General features: G+C 72.4%; 12 protein-coding genes. 8 read left to right on the plus strand and 4 right to left on the minus strand.

What is annotated here, in order from left to right:
• Positions 1-32 precede the first annotated feature (32 nt).
• The 4 genes from ACGF4F_RS32015 to polA all read left to right on the plus strand — a co-directional run bounded on the left by ACGF4F_RS32015 (position 33) and on the right by polA (position 5,566).
• Positions 33-938, plus strand: coding sequence for an ABC transporter substrate-binding protein (locus tag ACGF4F_RS32015; RefSeq protein ID WP_393083319.1), 906 nt, complete (start codon positions 33-35; stop codon positions 936-938).
• A gap of 4 nt (positions 939-942) precedes the next feature.
• Positions 943-1,926 carry an amino acid ABC transporter permease gene (locus ACGF4F_RS32020; protein ID WP_393083321.1) on the plus strand — a complete coding sequence of 328 codons (984 nt, stop codon included), beginning with the start codon at positions 943-945 and terminating at the stop codon, positions 1,924-1,926.
• Positions 1,923-2,732: an amino acid ABC transporter ATP-binding protein gene (locus ACGF4F_RS32025; protein ID WP_393083324.1), complete on the plus strand. Its 810-nt coding sequence runs from the start codon at positions 1,923-1,925 to the stop codon at positions 2,730-2,732. Before ACGF4F_RS32020 ends, ACGF4F_RS32025 begins: the two co-directional genes overlap by 4 nt.
• A gap of 134 nt (positions 2,733-2,866) precedes the next feature.
• Complete coding sequence (gene polA, locus ACGF4F_RS32030; RefSeq protein ID WP_393083326.1) at positions 2,867-5,566, plus strand: DNA polymerase I; 2,700 nt, start codon at positions 2,867-2,869, stop codon at positions 5,564-5,566.
• Positions 5,567-5,633: 67 nt separating this feature from the next.
• Here polA and ACGF4F_RS32035 read toward each other — a convergent pair whose 3' ends face one another.
• Genes ACGF4F_RS32035 through ACGF4F_RS32045 form a run of 3 tightly spaced genes read right to left on the minus strand, consistent with a single transcriptional unit; the run spans position 5,634 to position 7,117 of the window.
• Complete coding sequence (locus ACGF4F_RS32035) at positions 5,634-6,065, minus strand: DUF3140 domain-containing protein (protein WP_393083329.1); 432 nt, start codon at positions 6,063-6,065, stop codon at positions 5,634-5,636.
• Positions 6,052-6,270 (minus strand): DUF2945 domain-containing protein, encoded by a 219-nt coding sequence (locus ACGF4F_RS32040; protein WP_073833827.1) that lies wholly within the window; start codon positions 6,268-6,270, stop codon positions 6,052-6,054. The genes ACGF4F_RS32035 and ACGF4F_RS32040 overlap by 14 nt, the downstream gene beginning before the upstream one ends.
• Positions 6,271-6,310: 40 nt before the next feature.
• Positions 6,311-7,117: a class I SAM-dependent methyltransferase gene (locus ACGF4F_RS32045; RefSeq protein WP_393083332.1), complete on the minus strand. Its 807-nt coding sequence runs from the start codon at positions 7,115-7,117 to the stop codon at positions 6,311-6,313.
• Between the two features lie 309 nt (positions 7,118-7,426).
• On the opposite strand from ACGF4F_RS32045, the gene rpsA reads away from it, so the two are divergent.
• Together rpsA and coaE are read left to right on the plus strand one after the other, a co-directional pair.
• Positions 7,427-8,956 carry a 30S ribosomal protein S1 gene (gene rpsA / locus ACGF4F_RS32050; RefSeq protein ID WP_357446343.1) on the plus strand — a complete coding sequence of 510 codons (1,530 nt, stop codon included), beginning with the start codon at positions 7,427-7,429 and terminating at the stop codon, positions 8,954-8,956.
• A 296-nt stretch (positions 8,957-9,252) separates the two neighbouring features.
• Positions 9,253-10,431: a dephospho-CoA kinase gene (gene coaE, locus ACGF4F_RS32055; protein ID WP_393083335.1), complete on the plus strand. Its 1,179-nt coding sequence runs from the start codon at positions 9,253-9,255 to the stop codon at positions 10,429-10,431.
• A 6-nt stretch (positions 10,432-10,437) separates the two neighbouring features.
• Here coaE and ACGF4F_RS32060 read toward each other — a convergent pair whose 3' ends face one another.
• The gene (locus ACGF4F_RS32060; protein WP_393083338.1) at positions 10,438-12,564 is read right to left on the minus strand and encodes a hypothetical protein; all 2,127 of its coding nucleotides are present in this window, start codon (positions 12,562-12,564) and stop codon (positions 10,438-10,440) included.
• Between the two features lie 296 nt (positions 12,565-12,860).
• Here ACGF4F_RS32060 and uvrB point away from each other — a divergent pair, with 296 nt between their 5' ends.
• Positions 12,861-14,969: an excinuclease ABC subunit UvrB gene (uvrB, locus tag ACGF4F_RS32065; protein ID WP_357446334.1), complete on the plus strand. Its 2,109-nt coding sequence runs from the start codon at positions 12,861-12,863 to the stop codon at positions 14,967-14,969.
• A 118-nt stretch (positions 14,970-15,087) separates the two neighbouring features.
• Positions 15,088-15,999, plus strand: a complete 912-nt coding sequence (locus ACGF4F_RS32070) for a DUF5753 domain-containing protein (protein WP_393083341.1) — start codon at positions 15,088-15,090, stop codon at positions 15,997-15,999.
• Positions 16,000-16,129: the final 130 nt, after the last annotated feature.

A 16,129-nucleotide genomic window follows, 5' to 3' on the forward strand; every position in this document is an offset into this window, starting at 1 on the left:
CCGGCCGTCACCCCTATCGCAAGGAGTAGGACATGTTCAACATCAGTGGTGGCCGGCGGGCGGTCGTCGGGGTCACCGGCGCCGCGCTGCTGGCCCTGTCGGTCGCCGGGTGCGGCGAGAAGGAAGCCACCGACCAGCCCGGTGGCGGCCCGTCCGTGACCGCCGCGGCGGACTCGGCGCTGGCCGCGAAGGTGCCGGACGCGATCAAGGCGGACGGCAAGATCGTGGTCGGCAGCGACACGTCCTACGCCCCGGCCGAGTTCCTCGACACCGACGGCAAGACGGCCATCGGGTTCGACGTCGAGCTGTTCACCGCGGTCGCCGCGAAGCTGGGGCTGAAGGCGGAGTTCGTCTCCGCTGACTTCGGCGCCATCATCACCGGCGTGTCGTCGGGCAAGTACGAGGTCGGCGTCTCGTCGTTCACCATCAACGACGAGCGCAAGGCCCAGGCCAACATGGTCAGCTACTACCAGGTCGGCACCCAGTGGGTGACCAAGAAGGGCAACCCGGCCGGCGTCTCGATCGACAACGCCTGTGGCAAGAAGATCGCCGTGCAGAAGGACACCGTCCAGGTTGAGGACATCGAGAAGCGGTCGAAGGCGTGCACCGACGCCGGCAAGCCGGCGATCACCGTCGAGCAGTTCCCGGGCCAGGACGCGGCGACCGCCGCCGTGGCTTCCGGCAAGGACGACGCGATGCTCGCCGACTACCCGGTCGGGGTGTACGCGGTGACCCAGTCCGAGGGCGCGCTGGACCTGCTCGACAAGATGTACGAGGCGGCGCCGTACGGCTACGTGGTGGCCAAGGACCAGACCGCGTTCGCCGAGGCTGTCCGGGACGCGACGAAGGCGCTGATCGCGGACGGCACGTACAAGAGCATCCTGGACAAGTGGAAGGTCGGGGACGGCGCGATCACGGACCCCGCGATCAACCCGTAACGCGATGACAACCGAGGAAACGAAGACCGTACGGGCGCGGCCTGAGCCGATCAAGGCCGTGCCCGTACGGCACCCCGGCCGCTGGGCCGCCATCGCAGTGCTGGCGGTCCTGGCGGCGATGTTCGTGCATCTGCTGGTCACGAACGACAAGTTCAAGTGGTCGTTCATGGTCGACAACATGTTCCGGCCACCGATCATCGAGGGACTGCTGCGCGGCACGGTGGTGATGACCATCTGTGCGATGGTGCTCGGGGTGTCCCTGGGCATCGTGGTAGCGATCATGCGGCTCTCGACCAACCCGATTCTGCGGGTGGTCGCCTGGCTCTACACCTGGGTTTTCCGGGCGGTGCCCCGGCTGGTGCTGCTGGCCGTCTTCGGCAACCTCGGCATCCTGTGGAGCCGGATCGAGTTCGGCGTGCCCTTCGACACCCAGATTGGCCAACTCTTCGGGATCGACAACCTGCAGCTGCGGGTCTTCGGGTTCACCTCCCGGGACGTGCTGACCGGCTTCGTGGCCGGCCTGCTCGGCCTGGCGCTCTCCGAGGCGGGCTACATGGCGGAGATCGTGCGGGCAGGCATCCAGTCGGTGGACGAGGGGCAGAGTGAGGCGGCCTCGGCGCTGGGCATGAGCCGGGGCCAGATCCTGCGCCGGATCGTGCTGCCGCAGGCGATGCGCGTGATCATCCCGCCGACCGGCAACGAGACCATCGCGATGTTGAAGGACACGTCGCTGCTGCTGGCCGTGCCATACAGCGTCGAGCTGTTCTTCCAGCTCGACGCGGTGGGGAAGCGGACGTTCCAGATCTTCCCGATGTACGTCGCGGCCGTTCTCTGGTACCTCTTCCTGACCAGCATCCTGCTGATCGGGCAGTACTTCCTGGAACGGCACTTCGGCAAGGGGTATGGAACGAGCGGACGGGCCCGGATGCGGCTCCGCGGGATGACGGCGGAGGCCGGAGGCAACGCGGGGGTGGTGGATCCGTCATGAGCGAGCTGATCGTTTCCGCCCAGGCGGGGGCGCCTGCAATGGAGTCGGGCCCGATGGTGCGGGCCGAGCAGGTGCACAAGTCGTTCGGGCCCCTCGAAGTGCTCAAGGGCATCGACCTGGAGGTCCGCGCCGGGGAGGTGTGCTGCCTGCTCGGGCCCTCCGGCTCCGGCAAGTCGACCTTCCTGCGCTGCATCAATCACCTGGAGAAGATCAACGCCGGCCGGATCTGGGTGGACGGCGACCTGATCGGCTACCGGGAGCGCGGCGGGAAGCTGCACGAGCTGCGGGACAAGGAGGTGGCCGCGCAGCGTCGGGCGATCGGCATGGTGTTCCAGCGGTTCAACCTGTTCCCGCACATGACCGTGCTGCAGAACGTCGTCGAGGCGCCGGTGCTGCTGCGCCGGGCCAAGAAGGCGGAGGCCCGGGACCGGGCGGCGCAGCTGCTGGACCGGGTCGGGTTGGGGGACAAGCTCGGCGCGTACCCGGGGCAGCTCTCCGGCGGGCAGCAGCAGCGGGTGGCGATCGCCCGGGCGCTGGCCATGCAGCCGAAGCTGATGCTCTTCGACGAGCCGACCAGCGCGCTGGACCCGGAGCTGGTCGGCGAGGTCCTGGACGTGATGAAGGACCTGGCCCGCGACGGCATGACGATGATCGTGGTGACCCACGAGATCGGCTTCGCCCGGGAGGTCGGCGACTCGCTGGTCTTCATGGACGGCGGCGTGGTGGTCGAGCAGGGCAACCCGCGCGAGGTGATCGCCGCCCCGAAGCACGACCGGACGAAGGCGTTCCTGGCCAAGGTCCTCTGATCGTCGGGTCCGGTGCGGCACGCGCCGCACCGGACCCGGCAGACCGGGCATCGCCGCCGATGTCCGGCGGATCGCGGCCGTTCGGGCCGCGCCGCGGGTCGGGGTTGTCGGCGGTACGGACTAGAGTCGCTGCCGTGACAGCTACGACGCCGCGCCTGCTCCTCGTCGACGGACACTCCCTGGCATACCGGGCCTTCTTCGCCCTGCCGGTGGAGAACTTCTCCACCACCACGGGGCAGCCGACCAACGCCGTCTACGGCTTCACCTCGATGCTGATCAACGTGCTCCGTGACGAGCAGCCCACGCACATCGTGGTCGCCTTCGACGTCTCCCGCCGTTCCTTCCGCACGGATAAATACGCCGAGTACAAGGCCGGCCGCAGCGAGACCCCGACCGACTTCAAGGGCCAGGTCAGCCTGGTCAAGGAGGTGCTGGCCGCGCTGCGTATCCCGGTGGTGGAGAAGGAGGGGTACGAGGCGGACGACGTCATCGCCACCCTCGCCTGCCAGGCCCGGGACCAGGGCATGGACGTGCTGATCACCACGGGCGACCGGGACGCGTTCCAGCTGGTCGGCGACCAGATCACCGTGCTCTACCCGCGCAAGGGCGTCTCCGACCTGGCCCGGATGGACCCGGCCGCGGTCGAGGCGAAGTACGGCGTCGGCCCGGACCGCTACCGCGACCTGGCCGCCCTGGTCGGCGAGAGCAGCGACAACCTGCCCGGCATCCCGGGCGTCGGCCCGAAGACCGCCGCCAAGTGGATCAACACCTACGGTGGGGTCGACGGCGTGGTGGCCCGGGCCGACGAGATCAAGGGCAAGGCCGGCGACAGCCTGCGCGAGCGGCTCGCCGACGTGATCCGCAACTACGAGATCAACTGCCTGGTGGCCGACCTGGAGCTGCCGGTGCGCCCGGAGGACGCCCGCTGGCAGGGCTGGGACCGGGAGGCTGTGCACCAGGTCTTCGACACCCTTCAGTTCCGCATTCTGCGCGACCGGCTGTACCAGTACCTGGAGGCCGTCGAGCCGGAGGCCGAGGCGGGCTTCGAGCTGGCCGGGCAGCTGCTCACCGAGCCGGGCGCCCTCGCCGGCTGGCTGGAGACGCACGCCCCGGCGGGCACCCCGGTGGGCCTGGCGGTCAAGCTCGACACCGGCCCGAACCGGCGGCACACCGCCTCGGTGACCGGGATGGCCCTGGCCACCAACGGCGGCGCGGCCGCCTGGTTCGACCCGGCCACGCTCGACCCGGCCGACGAGGCGGCGCTCGCGGGCTGGCTGGCCGACGCCGCCCGCCCCAAGGTGCTGCATGACAGCAAGCCGGCCGTGCTCGCCTTCGCCGCGCACGGCTGGGACCTGCAGGGCATCTCCCGCGACACCCAGATCGCCGCGTACCTGGCCCGCCCCGACCAGCGCTCCTACGACCTGACCGACCTGGCGCTGCGCTACCTGCACCGGGAGCTGCGGGTCGACGCGCCGGAGACCGGCCAGCTCACCCTGGAAGGGCTGGGCAACGACGGCGAGGCCGAGCAGAACCTCATGCTCCAGGCCCGGGCGACCCTCGACCTGGCTGACGCGATCGACGCCGAGCTGTCCCGCGACGGCGAGCAGTCGGCCCGGCTGATGGCCGGCGTGGAGCTGCCGCTCATGCGGGTGCTCGCCACCATGGAGCGCACCGGTATCGCCGCCGACACCGAATACCTGTCCGAGCTGGAGGCGCACTTCGCCGCCGAGGTGAAGGCCGCCGCGCAGGGCGCGTACGCGGAGATCGGGCGGGAGTTCAACCTGGGCTCGCCCAAGCAGCTCCAGGAGATCCTCTTCGGTGAGCTGGGCCTGCCCAAGACCAAGAAGATCAAGACCGGCTACACCACCGACGCGGACGCCCTCCAGTGGCTCTACGCCCAGCAGCCCCACCCGGTGCTGGCGCACCTGCTGCGCCACCGGGACGTCGCCAAGCTCAAGTCGACCGTCGACGGGCTGCTCAAGTCCGTCTCCGACGACGGCCGGATCCACACCACGTTCAACCAGACCGTGGCGGCCACCGGCCGGCTCTCCTCGACCGAGCCCAACCTGCAGAACATCCCGATCCGCACCGAGGAGGGGCGGCGGATCCGCCGGGCCTTCGTCGTCGGCCAGGGCTACGAGTGCCTGCTCACCGCCGACTACAGCCAGATCGAGATGCGGATCATGGCGCACCTGTCGTCGGACGACGCGCTGATCGAGGCGTTCAACTCCGGGCACGACTTCCACGCGGCCACCGCCTCCTCGGTCTTCGGCGTACCGGTGGACCAGGTCACCGCCGACCAGCGGCGCAAGATCAAGGCGATGAACTACGGCCTGGCGTACGGGCTGAGCGCGTTCGGCCTCTCCCAGCAGCTCGGGATCAGCGCCGAGGAGGCGCGCGGGCTGATGGAGAACTACTTCGCCGGCTTCGGCGGGGTCCGCGACTACCTCCAAGAGGTGGTGGCCCGGGCCCGGCAGGACGGCTACACCTCCACCATCCTGGGGCGCCGCCGCTACCTGCCCGACCTGGTTAGCGACAACCGGCAGCGCCGGGAGATGGCCGAGCGGATGGCGCTCAACGCCCCGATCCAGGGCTCGGCGGCCGACATCATCAAGGTCGCCATGCTGCACGTCGACACCGCGCTGCGCGAGGCCGGGCTGCGCTCCCGGATGCTGCTCCAGGTGCACGACGAGCTGGTCTTCGAGGTCGCCTCCGGCGAGCGGGCCACCCTGGAGGCCCTGGTTCGCAAGGAGATGGGCGAGGCGTACCCGCTGTCGGTGCCGCTGGAGGTCTCCGTCGGCGAGGGCCGCGACTGGAACAGCGCCGACCACTGACCGTCGCCCGCCCCCGCCCCCGCGCCCGCCCCGGGACCCAGGGGCGGGTGGCGTGGTGGTCCGCGGGTCAGCGGCGCGGCCCGCGGCGCGCCTTCGGCGGGGCGCCGTGCCGCTGCAAGGCCTTCCGGGACGGACCGCCCGGCGGGGGCAGCGGGGCCTTGACCGGGTCGTGACCCCAGTTCATCAGGGAGTACCGCCAGCGGGTTGCGCGGACGTCGCCGCTCGGTCGCTGCGCCATGTGCCGCCGGACGTATCCGACCACCTTGCGCATGTGCCGGTAGTCGCTCTCGGAGAGCTCGTCGCGCCTGCGGCGCAGCAGCTCGACGATCTTCCGGCCGGACTCGTGGCCGACCGACTCACCGCCCCCGCTGCCCTTCTTCCGCCAGCCGACATGCTTCGACTGGTCCGTCTCCAGCCACTTCTGGAGCTCGCCGGGCTTCATGTTCACCGCCTCGGTGAACTCCCGATAGGTGTCCCGCCCATCCTCACTTCGACTCACGGCGGAGCGCCTCCGGTCGGTGCGCGACATCCCGGCCCGAGTGGTCGTTGCGGATCCGGTACTGCGGGTCCTCCGGCGAGGCGTTCACCGGGTGCCCGCGGACGTGCGTCCGGTCGACCAGCTTTTCCTTCACCACGCCGTACGCCCGGCCGCTGTGGGCGGCCCAGGAGACGTGGTCGCCTTCGCGGAACTCCTTCTCGGCCATGCCCCCCGGGTACCCGGGGCCGCCGGGCGGAAACGAACGGCTACCCGTCGGCCGGCTTCTCCGCGACGAAGATCGCGGTGCCGGGGAAGAGCCGGCCGCGCAGCGGACTCCACTGCCCCCAGATCCCCTCGTGCCCCTCCGGCCACTCCGGCTCCACCAGGTCCAGCAGGCGGAACCCGGCGCCGACCAGCTCCCGGATCCGGTCGCCGAGGGTGCGGTGCTGCTCGACGTACGTGGCCACCCCGTGCTCGTCCTGCTCGACGTACGGGGAGCGGTCGAAGTACGAATGCACGGCGGCCAGTCCGCCCGGACCGGGGTCGTCGAGGAAGATCCACCGCATCGGGTGGGTGACCGAGAAGACCCAGCGACCGCCGGGTCGCAGCACCCGGGACACCTCCCGCATCACCGCCGCCGAGTCGGCCACGAACGGGATCGCGCCGAACGCCGTGCAGACCGTGTCGAAGGCGGCGTCGGCGAACGGCAGGGCGAGCGCGTCGGCCTGCACCAGCGGTATGCGTACCCCGGTGCGCGCGGCGGCCTGCGCGGCGTGCCGCAACATGCCCGCGGAGAGGTCCAGGGCGACCGGCCGGGCCCCCTGGGCGGCCAGCCAGCGGGCGGCGGCGGCCGCCCCGCAGCCGAGTTCGAGGATCCGCCGCCCGGCCACCTCGCCGAGCAGCCGCGCGTCGGCCTCGCGCAGCCCCTCGGGGCACCAGACGAAGTCCACGTCGCCCAGGAACGCGCCGTGCTCGGCCTGGTACTCGTCGGCGTCGGCGTCCCACCAGCCGCGGTTGGCCCGGCGAACCTCCGCGGCGCCCACCCGGCGCCGGGTCACCCTGTCCTCGTTCATCCGAGTCACGCTAGCTTCAACCCGGCGGGCCGCCGTCATGGGTCGGCTGGGGCTGATGTGACGGATGGGACAGCTACCGGACTTTACCGCGCGAAATCTCCGCTTTCGCAGCTGACGAGGTCGTCAGGACCCGGGAGGGCTTGCACGCTGTGGTAATGCAGCGGGTAGGCTAGAGGATGCGCTCGCGGATCGTGTGCCTCGGCAGGGAGCAGGTGCGCGGTCACCGGAGCCACTAATGATCTTCTGACGGCGATCGTTCGGTGTGCCCGGCGACGGATCCGCTGGCGCGGACGAGTCACCGCGACGCCCATGCCTGCTGTGACAACCCATCCGACCGGAGCAACCGCCCACATGACGAGCAGCATCGAGGCCACCTCGAGCGCCAACAAGGTCACCGTCGACGACCTCGGTTCCGAGGAGGCTTTCCTCGCCGCGATCGACGAGACCATCAAGTACTTCAACGACGGCGACATTGTCGAAGGCACCGTCGTCAAGGTCGATCGGGACGAGGTCCTGCTCGACATCGGCTACAAGACCGAGGGCGTGATCCCCTCTCGGGAGCTGTCGATCAAGCACGACGTGGATCCGGCCGAGGTGGTTTCGGTCGGTGACCACATCGAGGCCCTGGTCCTCCAGAAGGAGGACAAGGAGGGTCGCCTGATCCTCTCCAAGAAGCGGGCGCAGTACGAGCGGGCTTGGGGCACGATCGAGAAGATCAAGGACGAGGACGGGGTCGTCCGCGGCTCGGTCATCGAGGTCGTCAAGGGTGGTCTCATCCTCGACATCGGCCTGCGCGGCTTCCTGCCCGCCTCGCTCGTCGAGATGCGGCGAGTGCGCGACCTGCAGCCGTACGTCGGCCGTGAGCTCGAGGCCAAGATCATCGAGCTGGACAAGAACCGCAACAACGTGGTTCTGTCCCGCCGGGCCTGGCTGGAGCAGACGCAGTCCGAGGTGCGCACCGAGTTCCTCAACAAGCTGCAGAAGGGCCAGGTCCGCAAGGGCGTCGTCTCCTCGATCGTCAACTTCGGCGCGTTCGTCGACCTGGGCGGCGTGGACGGTCTGGTGCACGTCTCCGAGCTGTCCTGGAAGCACATCGACCACCCGTCCGAGGTCGTCGAGGTCGGCCAGGAGGTCGAGGTCGAGGTCCTGGACGTCGACCTGGACCGCGAGCGGGTCTCGCTGTCGCTGAAGGCGACCCAGGAGGACCCGTGGCGTCAGTTCGCCCGTACCCACGCGATCCAGCAGATCGTGCCGGGTAAGGTCACCAAGCTGGTGCCGTTCGGCGCGTTCGTCCGGGTGGACGACGGCATCGAGGGCCTGGTCCACATCTCCGAGCTGGCCGAGCGCCACGTGGAGATCCCGGAGCAGGTCGTCCAGGTCGGCTCCGAGGTCATGGTCAAGGTCATCGACATCGACCTGGAGCGTCGCCGGATCTCGCTGTCGCTCAAGCAGGCCAACGAGGGCTTCGTCGAGGGCGAGGAGCACTTCGACCCGACCCTCTACGGCATGGCCGCGACCTACGACGAGCAGGGCAACTACATCTACCCGGAGGGCTTCGACCCGGAGACGGGCGAGTGGCTCGAGGGCTACGACAAGCAGCGCGAGACCTGGGAGAACCAGTACGCCGAGGCACGCCAGCGCTGGGAGGCCCACACCAAGCAGGTGCAGACCTCCCGGGCCGCCGACGCCGAGGCTGCCGCCCACCCGGCTCCGGCTGCGGCCGGCGGCACCACCACCTCGACCACGGCCCCGAGCCGTCAGGCCGAGGAGCCGGCCGGCACCCTGGCCACCGACGAGGCGCTCGCCGCGCTGCGGGAGAAGCTCGCCGGCGGCAAGTGACCCTCCTGCGACGACACCTCCAAATCGGCGGGTCTGACGCCATGTCGATCTGGAGCCGTCGCTGACGACGACGGGCCCCGTCCCCGCGATCCGGTCTCACCGGGCCGCCGGGGGCGGGGCTCTCACGTATCTCCGCCCGACCCCGTCGTCGGCCGGCCCCGCCGGGCGGGCTTGATCGACTCGGCGGGTGTTGCCTTCCCGCCGACCGGACACCCCGCCACTCCGCGTCGGCCGCGCGGCCCGTCGAGGTTGGCGTCCGGTTTGGCACCGGCCCAGTGATCGGGTTGACTGGGCGGGTGCTGATGGTGGGGCTGACCGGTGGTATCGGGTCCGGCAAGAGCGCGGTGGCCAGCCGGCTGGCCGCGCTCGGCGCGGTGATCATCGACGCGGACCAGGTCGCCCGCGACGTGGTCGCCCCGGGCACCGAGGGACTGGCCGAGATCGTCGCCGCCTTCTCCGACCGGGTGCTCGACGCACAGGGCGCGCTCGACCGGGCGGCCCTCGGCGCCGTCGTCTTCGCCGACCCGGCGGCCCGCCGCCAGCTGGAGGCGATCACCCATCCCCGGGTACGCGCGCGTACCGCCGAACTGGCCGCCGCGGCGCCCCCGGACGCGGTCGTGGTCAACGACGTACCGCTGCTGGTGGAGGTGGGGCTCGCGCCGACGTACCACCTGGTGGTCGTGGTGCAGACGGCGGTGGCCACGCGGCTGGCGAGGCTGGCGCACGACCGGGGCATGGACCGCGCGGAGGCCGAGCGGCGGATCGCCGCGCAGGCCGACGACGCCCGCCGGCAGGCGGCGGCCGACGTGGTGCTGACCAACGACGGCCCGCTGGACGAGCTGCACGCGGCGGTGGACGCGCTCTGGCACGAGCGGCTGGTGCCCTACGAGCGCAACGTCCGCGAACGCCACGCGGTCCGGCCGGAACAGGTGGTGCTCACCGGACCGGACCCGTCCTGGCCCCAGCAGTACGCCCGACTGGCCGCCCGGATCCGCCGCGCGGTCGGGGCTGACATGCGCGTGGACCACATCGGCTCCACCGCGGTGCCCGGGCTGGCCGCCAAGGACGTCATCGACATCCAGCTCACCGTCTCGTCGCTGGCGGAGGCGGACGGGCCGCTCGCCCAGCGGCTGGCCGACGCGGGGTTCCCCCGGCTGCCCGGCGACTGGTGGGACAACCCCCGCCCACCGGGCAGTGCCCGGTGGGAGAAGCGGCTGCACGGCAGCGCCGACCCGGGCCGCCCGGTCTACCTGCACCTGCGGGTGGCCGGCACGCCCGGCTGGCGGTACGCGCTGCTGATGCGGGACCACCTGCGCGCCGACCCGGGCCAGCGGGCCGCCTACCTCCAGCTGAAGCGGGAGTTGGTCGCGTCGGCCCCGGACAGCGCCACGTACGGGACGTTGAAGGACCCCTGGTTCGACGAGGAGCACTTACGGGCCGAGGAGTGGGCCGCGCAGACCGGCTGGCGGCCCTGACCGGGTTCAGCGTGCGGTCGGTCCGGGCGCGGTCGCGGGCAGCACCGGCACCCTGCCTGGGGTGAGGTCGAGTTGGGCCCAGACGCCCCGCCCGGTCCGCAGCTCCAACCGACGCGGCAGACCGCTCCGGTCGATCCACCAGCGCAGCGCGGTCGCGCCGGACCGCACCTCGATGACGTCCACCGCGCGGTCGGCCACCCGGTCGTCCCGGACCCGCACCGTCGTCCCCGCCGGCCCGGGGCCGCTGCCGGCCCGCAGCGCCGCGTCCAGCAGCCGGTCCAGGTCGTCCGCCGGCGGCTGGTCGGCCGGCCAGGTCACCCCGGTCGGCGGCGGTAGCGGCGGCGCGGCCGGGATCTCCGTCGCCGCGCCGTCGCCCGGGACCTCCGCCCGGGCCACCTGCCCGGACCGCCACCGCAGGAGGGTCCGGCGTCCCGGGGTGTCGACCTCGACCAGCGCCAGGTACGCGGCGGACTGCGCCCAGCTCAGCCAGCCGGCGGCCCGCAGGTTGGCGGTCGGGCCGAGCGGGGCGGTCAGGGTCAGCGTGGCGCCTCCGCTCGCCCGCAGCCGGTCGGGCAGCCGGACCAGCCGGTCGGTCTCGCCGTCGGCGAGCGCGCGGGGCAGGCCCGGTCGGCCGCCGAGCGCGTCCACCGGGCGGAGCGTGGGGCGGTCGCTGCGGGCCAGCTCGACGGTGATCGGGGTGTCGTCCGGCAGCCGCCCCTCCAGCCGGTGCAACCGTGCGTCCCGGTCCAGCCAGAGACGCGGCCGCCAGCTCGGCCCGTCGCCGGTTGCCGGCCCGCTGGTGCCGCTGCTCGCGCCGGCGGCGGTCGGTACGGCGGCGGTCGGTACGGCGGTGGTCTGGACGGCGGTGGGCGGGACGGTCGGGGTCGGGGCCGTCGGCAGGGATGCCTGGAAGATGTCGACCGGGCTGCCCTCGGCGGTGTCCTGGCCCAGCCAGCGGGCCTCGGTGGAGGTGGGGTCGGTCCGGTTCGCGCTCAGCCCGAGGAGCAGGTCCCGGACGGCGGCCACGGCACGCCCGGCGGGCGGCTCCCGCAGCCGCCAGCGGTCGGCCGGGGGCACCAGCGGGGGCGGGGCGGGGCTGGGCGCCGCGGCCGGATCGGGCCGGACCACCAGCGCCGACCGGTTGGCCTGGACCAGCCCGCGTTCGGTGCCGGCACCCGGTCCGCCGACGTCCAGGTAGACCAGCGGCCGGGCCCAGTCGACCCAGCCGACGAACTCGGTGCGCGCGTCGCCCGTCCCGACCGAGCCCCGTACGCCGGCGCGGACGTCGCGCTGGTTGGTGACCCGCATCGCCGCCAGCAGCTCAGCCTCCGGCGCGGTGAGCGGCCGGGCCGGGTCGGCCGGCTCGGGCGACCAGCTCAGCAGCCCGGCGACCAGCGCCGCCGCCGAGGCCGCCGCGGTGACGCCGAGCGCGACCAGAACCGCTCGGCGCCGGGCCGACCGCTCCGGCGGATCGTCGCTACCGTCCGCGTCGGTCTCGGGCGGTGGTCCGGCCTCCTTGCCCGGCGGCAGCGGACCCGTGGCGGCTGCCGGGCCGGCCCGCCGACGGCGGAGCGGGAGGGCCAGGAGCCGGTCACCGGCCGTCGAGCGGGCGCGACGGTGGCGGCGGCCCGGTTCGCGTGGCACGGCGGTCGGCGCCGGTCCCCCGTCCGGGCCGGCGCTGGCTGGCTCGACGCGGGCGCCGGGGGTGGGGGTGGTGCGGCGTGGGGCCCTGCCGGCGGTGCCTGGTGGCGGCGGGCCGGTGCCGGGCCGGCCGGCGGTGCGTGGGGGCGCTGTGCCGGCGCCGGGCTGGTCGATCGCGCCGGGCGCCGGCGGGTCGGCGCCGGGCCGGTCGGCGGTGCGGGCGAGCGGTGCGCCGGCGCCTTGCTGGTCGGCTGCGTGCGGGCGTGGCGGGTCGAGGTGGGGCCGGTCGGTCGACTGCGGGGGAGGGGTGCCGGTGCCGGGCTGGTCGGCGGCGCGCGGGGTCCGGGTGCCGGGGGCCGGCTCGTCGGCGCCGTCGGTGGTCGGCTCCGCGGGACCGTCGGCGGGCGGGTGACGGCGGGTGTCGTCGGCGGGGGGCGGGCTGGCGTCGGGCGACGGAGCGGGCCGGGACCGGCGGCCGGGGGAGGTCTCCACGAGTGGACAACGCGGCTGTCGGGATCCGGTGACGAGCAGGGGCGCTCGCGGCGGCCGGTCAGCGCCTCCAGCGCGACCACCTGGGTGCGCACGCCGGTCGTCCCGGGTGCTGCGACCCTGTGCCGGGGGCGGCCGCGCCCTTGACGGGCGGCCACCGGGCCCGGTCGGCCGCCGCGAGCGGCCTACGGTACGAGGGTAGTCGGGTGTGCTGGGGCACACAATGGGAATATCGAAGCCAATCACGGACGGTCCGTGGTCGGCCCGAAGTGTCGGACCGCGGGCGTACCGTTGGGGTCATGGCGCTCGACATTCCCCGGCTCGACGGCCGCTTCCAGGTCGTGAGCGAGTTCCAGCCGGCCGGCGACCAGCCGGCAGCCATCGACGAGCTTGAGCGTCGCGTGCGGCGTGGCGACCGTAACACGGTGCTGCTCGGCGCGACCGGCACCGGCAAGAGCGCCACCACGGCGTGGCTGGTCGAGCGGCTGCAACGGCCGACCCTGGTGCTCGCCCCCAACAAGACCCTCGCCGCCCAGCTCGCCAAGGAGTTCAGCGAGCTGCTCCCGCACAACGCGGTGGAATACTTCGTCTCCTACTACGACTACTACCAGCCCGAGGCGTACATCCCGCAGACCGACACCTACATCGAGAAGGACTCCTCGATCAACGAGGAGGTCGAGCGGTTGCGCCACTCGGCGACCATGTCGCTGCTCACCCGCCGCGACGTCATCGTGGTGGCGACCGTCTCGGCGATCTACGGTCTGGGCACCCCGGAGGAATATCTGGACCGCGCGGTCCGGGTGGCCGTCGGCCAGGAGCTCGACCGTGACCAGCTGTTGCGCCGGCTGGTCGACATCCAGTACACCCGCAACGACATGGCGTTCCAGCGGGGCACCTTCCGGGTCCGCGGGGACACGCTGGAGATCATCCCGGCCTACGAGGAACTGGCCGTCCGGATCGAGTTGTTCGGTGACGAGATCGAGAAGCTCTACTACCTCAACCCGCTCACCGGGGACGTGGTCCGCGAGGTCGACCAGTTGATGATCTTCCCGGCCACGCACTACGCGGCCGGGCCGGAGCGGATGGAGCGGGCGATCCGCGACATCGAGACCGAGCTGGGCGAGCGGCTGGCCGAGCTGGAGCGGCAGGGCAAGCTGCTGGAGGCGCAGCGGCTGCGGATGCGCACCACCTACGACATCGAGATGATGCGGCAGGTCGGCTTCTGCTCCGGCATCGAGAACTACTCCATGCACATCGACGGCCGGTTGCCCGGCAGCCCGCCGCACTGCCTGCTCGACTACTTCCCCGACGACTTCCTCACGGTGGTGGACGAGTCGCACGTGACCATCCCGCAGATCGGCGGCATGTACGAGGGCGACGCCTCCCGCAAGCGGATGCTGATCGACCACGGCTTCCGGCTGCCCAGCGCGGCCGACAACCGGCCGCTGCGCTTCGACGAATACCTGGAGCGGGTCGGCCAGATGGTGTTCCTCTCCGCCACCCCGGGCCCGTGGGAGTTGGAGCAGGCCCAGGGCGAGTTCGTCGAGCAGGTGATCCGCCCCACCGGCCTGATCGACCCCGAGGTGGTGGTGAAGCCCACCAAGGGGCAGATCGACGACCTGATGCACGAGATCAAGCTGCGGACCGAGCGGGACGAGCGGGTCCTGGTCACCACCCTGACCAAGAAGATGGCCGAGGACCTGTCGGACTACCTCCTGGAGAACGGCATCCGGGTGCGTTACCTGCACTCGGAGGTCGACACGCTGCGCCGGGTGGAGCTGCTGCGCGAGCTGCGCAAGGGCGAGTACGACGTGCTGGTCGGCATCAACCTGCTCCGGGAGGGCCTCGACCTGCCCGAGGTGTCCCTGGTGGCGATCCTCGACGCCGACAAGGAGGGCTTCCTGCGCAGCGGCCGGTCGCTCATCCAGACCATCGGCCGGGCGGCGCGTAACGTGTCCGGCCAGGTCCACATGTACGCCGACAAGATCACTCCGTCGATGGCGGACGCGATCGAGGAGACCAACCGGCGCCGGGCCAAGCAGATCGCGCACAACGAGGCGCACGGGATCAGCCCCGAGCCGCTGCGCAAGAAGATCCACGACATCCTCGACGACATCTACCGCGAGGCGGAGGACACCGAGAACACCCGCGTCGGCGGGGCGGTCCGGCAACTGTCCCGGGGTAAGGCCCCGGTCAAGGAGACCCGCAGCCGCGGCCGGGGCGGTGCCGCCACCCCGTCCCGGGAGGGCATGGCCCGGGCCGACCTGGCCAACCTCATCCAGGAGCTCAACGACCAGATGCTCGCCGCCGCGCGGGAGTTGCAGTTCGAGCTGGCGGCCCGGATCCGGGACGAGGTGGCCGACCTCAAGAAGGAACTGCGCGGGATGGATGCGGCCGGCGTGAAGTGAGCGGGCCGGGCGGCGGTGGGCGTGCGCCCGGAAGGGAATCCACGTTGGTTGCACTGCGCGAGTGAGGTATTGCCGTGAGTGACGGCAATGCGTACTCTCCCACGGTGGGGAGGCTGGTATGCGGCTGTCAGCAAGTCCTGTCGTCCGGCGGGTGCGCCTCGGTGCGGAGTTGCGCCGGCTGCGTCGCCGGGAGGCGCTCACCCTGGAGCAGGTCTGTGTCCGGCTCGGGTGGGCGTCCACCTCGAAGCTGTCCCGCATCGAGCTGGGCCAGAGCCGGCCGGACCTGGCCGATGTGCTCGACCTGCTCGACGCCTACCAGGTGCCTGCCGACCAGCGCAACGAGCTGATCGTCATCGCCCGGGACGCCGCCACCGGGCGGGGCCGGTCCAAGGCACTGGGCGAGATGGGCGAGCGGCAGCGGGCGTACGCCGAACTGGAGGCCGGCGCCGCCCGCATCGTGGAGTACCAACCGGCCCTCGTGCCCGGGCTGCTGCAGACCCCGGCCTACGCCCGCTTGCGGGTGAGCGCCGGGGCGCTGCTCGGCGACGACGTGGACGTGGAGTCCGACGTACGGGGCCGGACGGTGCGCCAGGAGGTGCTGCGCCGCCTGGACCCGCCGCACTATACGGCGCTGGTCGACGAGCGGGTATGCGAACCGGGTGGCACGCCGGCCGACGTCTGGCGGGACCAGTTGCGGCACCTGATGGCCCTCGCCGAGTGGCCGCACATCACCATCCGGGTGGTGCCGAGCGACGCCGCCCCGGACGGCGGCCGCCCGCTGACCGCCTTCTCCTACTACGCGTACCCGGACCCGGCCGACCCCCGCACGGTGCTCGTGGAGACCCTCACCACCGACCTGCGGCTGGTCGCCGAGGCGGACATCGCCCGTTACGAGCGGCTGGTCGACCGACTGCTGGCGGCGGCGCTGCCCGAGGAGGAGACGGTCGAGCTGCTGGCCCGGCGGCTCGGCCCGGTGCACGTGCCGCGGCCCCGCGAGCCCCGCGACGCCCCGGTCCCCGAACTGCACTGAAAACGACGCCCCCGCGGCCGGACGGCGTCCTCCGGGCTGCGCGTGTATTGGCCGGACCGCGTCCTCCGGGGTGCGTGCGTGCTGGCCGCCCTTTCGGCCGGGGCGGGCGGCCGCGAACCCTGCCGCGTGC

The organism is Micromonospora sp. NPDC047740, from assembly GCF_043204735.1.
Lineage (GTDB): Bacteria > Actinomycetota > Actinomycetes > Mycobacteriales > Micromonosporaceae > Micromonospora.

Coding starts and splice junctions, on each gene's coding strand:
- ACGF4F_RS32040 (WP_073833827.1), bottom strand. CDS start 6,270: ATGGCCGAGAAGGAGTTCCGCGAAGGCGACCACGTCTCCTGGGCCGCC.
- ACGF4F_RS32070 (WP_393083341.1), top strand. CDS start 15,088: ATGCGGCTGTCAGCAAGTCCTGTCGTCCGGCGGGTGCGCCTCGGTGCG.
- ACGF4F_RS32020 (WP_393083321.1), top strand. CDS start 943: ATGACAACCGAGGAAACGAAGACCGTACGGGCGCGGCCTGAGCCGATC.
- rpsA (WP_357446343.1), top strand. CDS start 7,427: ATGCCTGCTGTGACAACCCATCCGACCGGAGCAACCGCCCACATGACG.
- ACGF4F_RS32045 (WP_393083332.1), bottom strand. CDS start 7,117: ATGAACGAGGACAGGGTGACCCGGCGCCGGGTGGGCGCCGCGGAGGTT.
- ACGF4F_RS32025 (WP_393083324.1), top strand. CDS start 1,923: ATGAGCGAGCTGATCGTTTCCGCCCAGGCGGGGGCGCCTGCAATGGAG.
- ACGF4F_RS32015 (WP_393083319.1), top strand. CDS start 33: ATGTTCAACATCAGTGGTGGCCGGCGGGCGGTCGTCGGGGTCACCGGC.
- uvrB (WP_357446334.1), top strand. CDS start 12,861: ATGGCGCTCGACATTCCCCGGCTCGACGGCCGCTTCCAGGTCGTGAGC.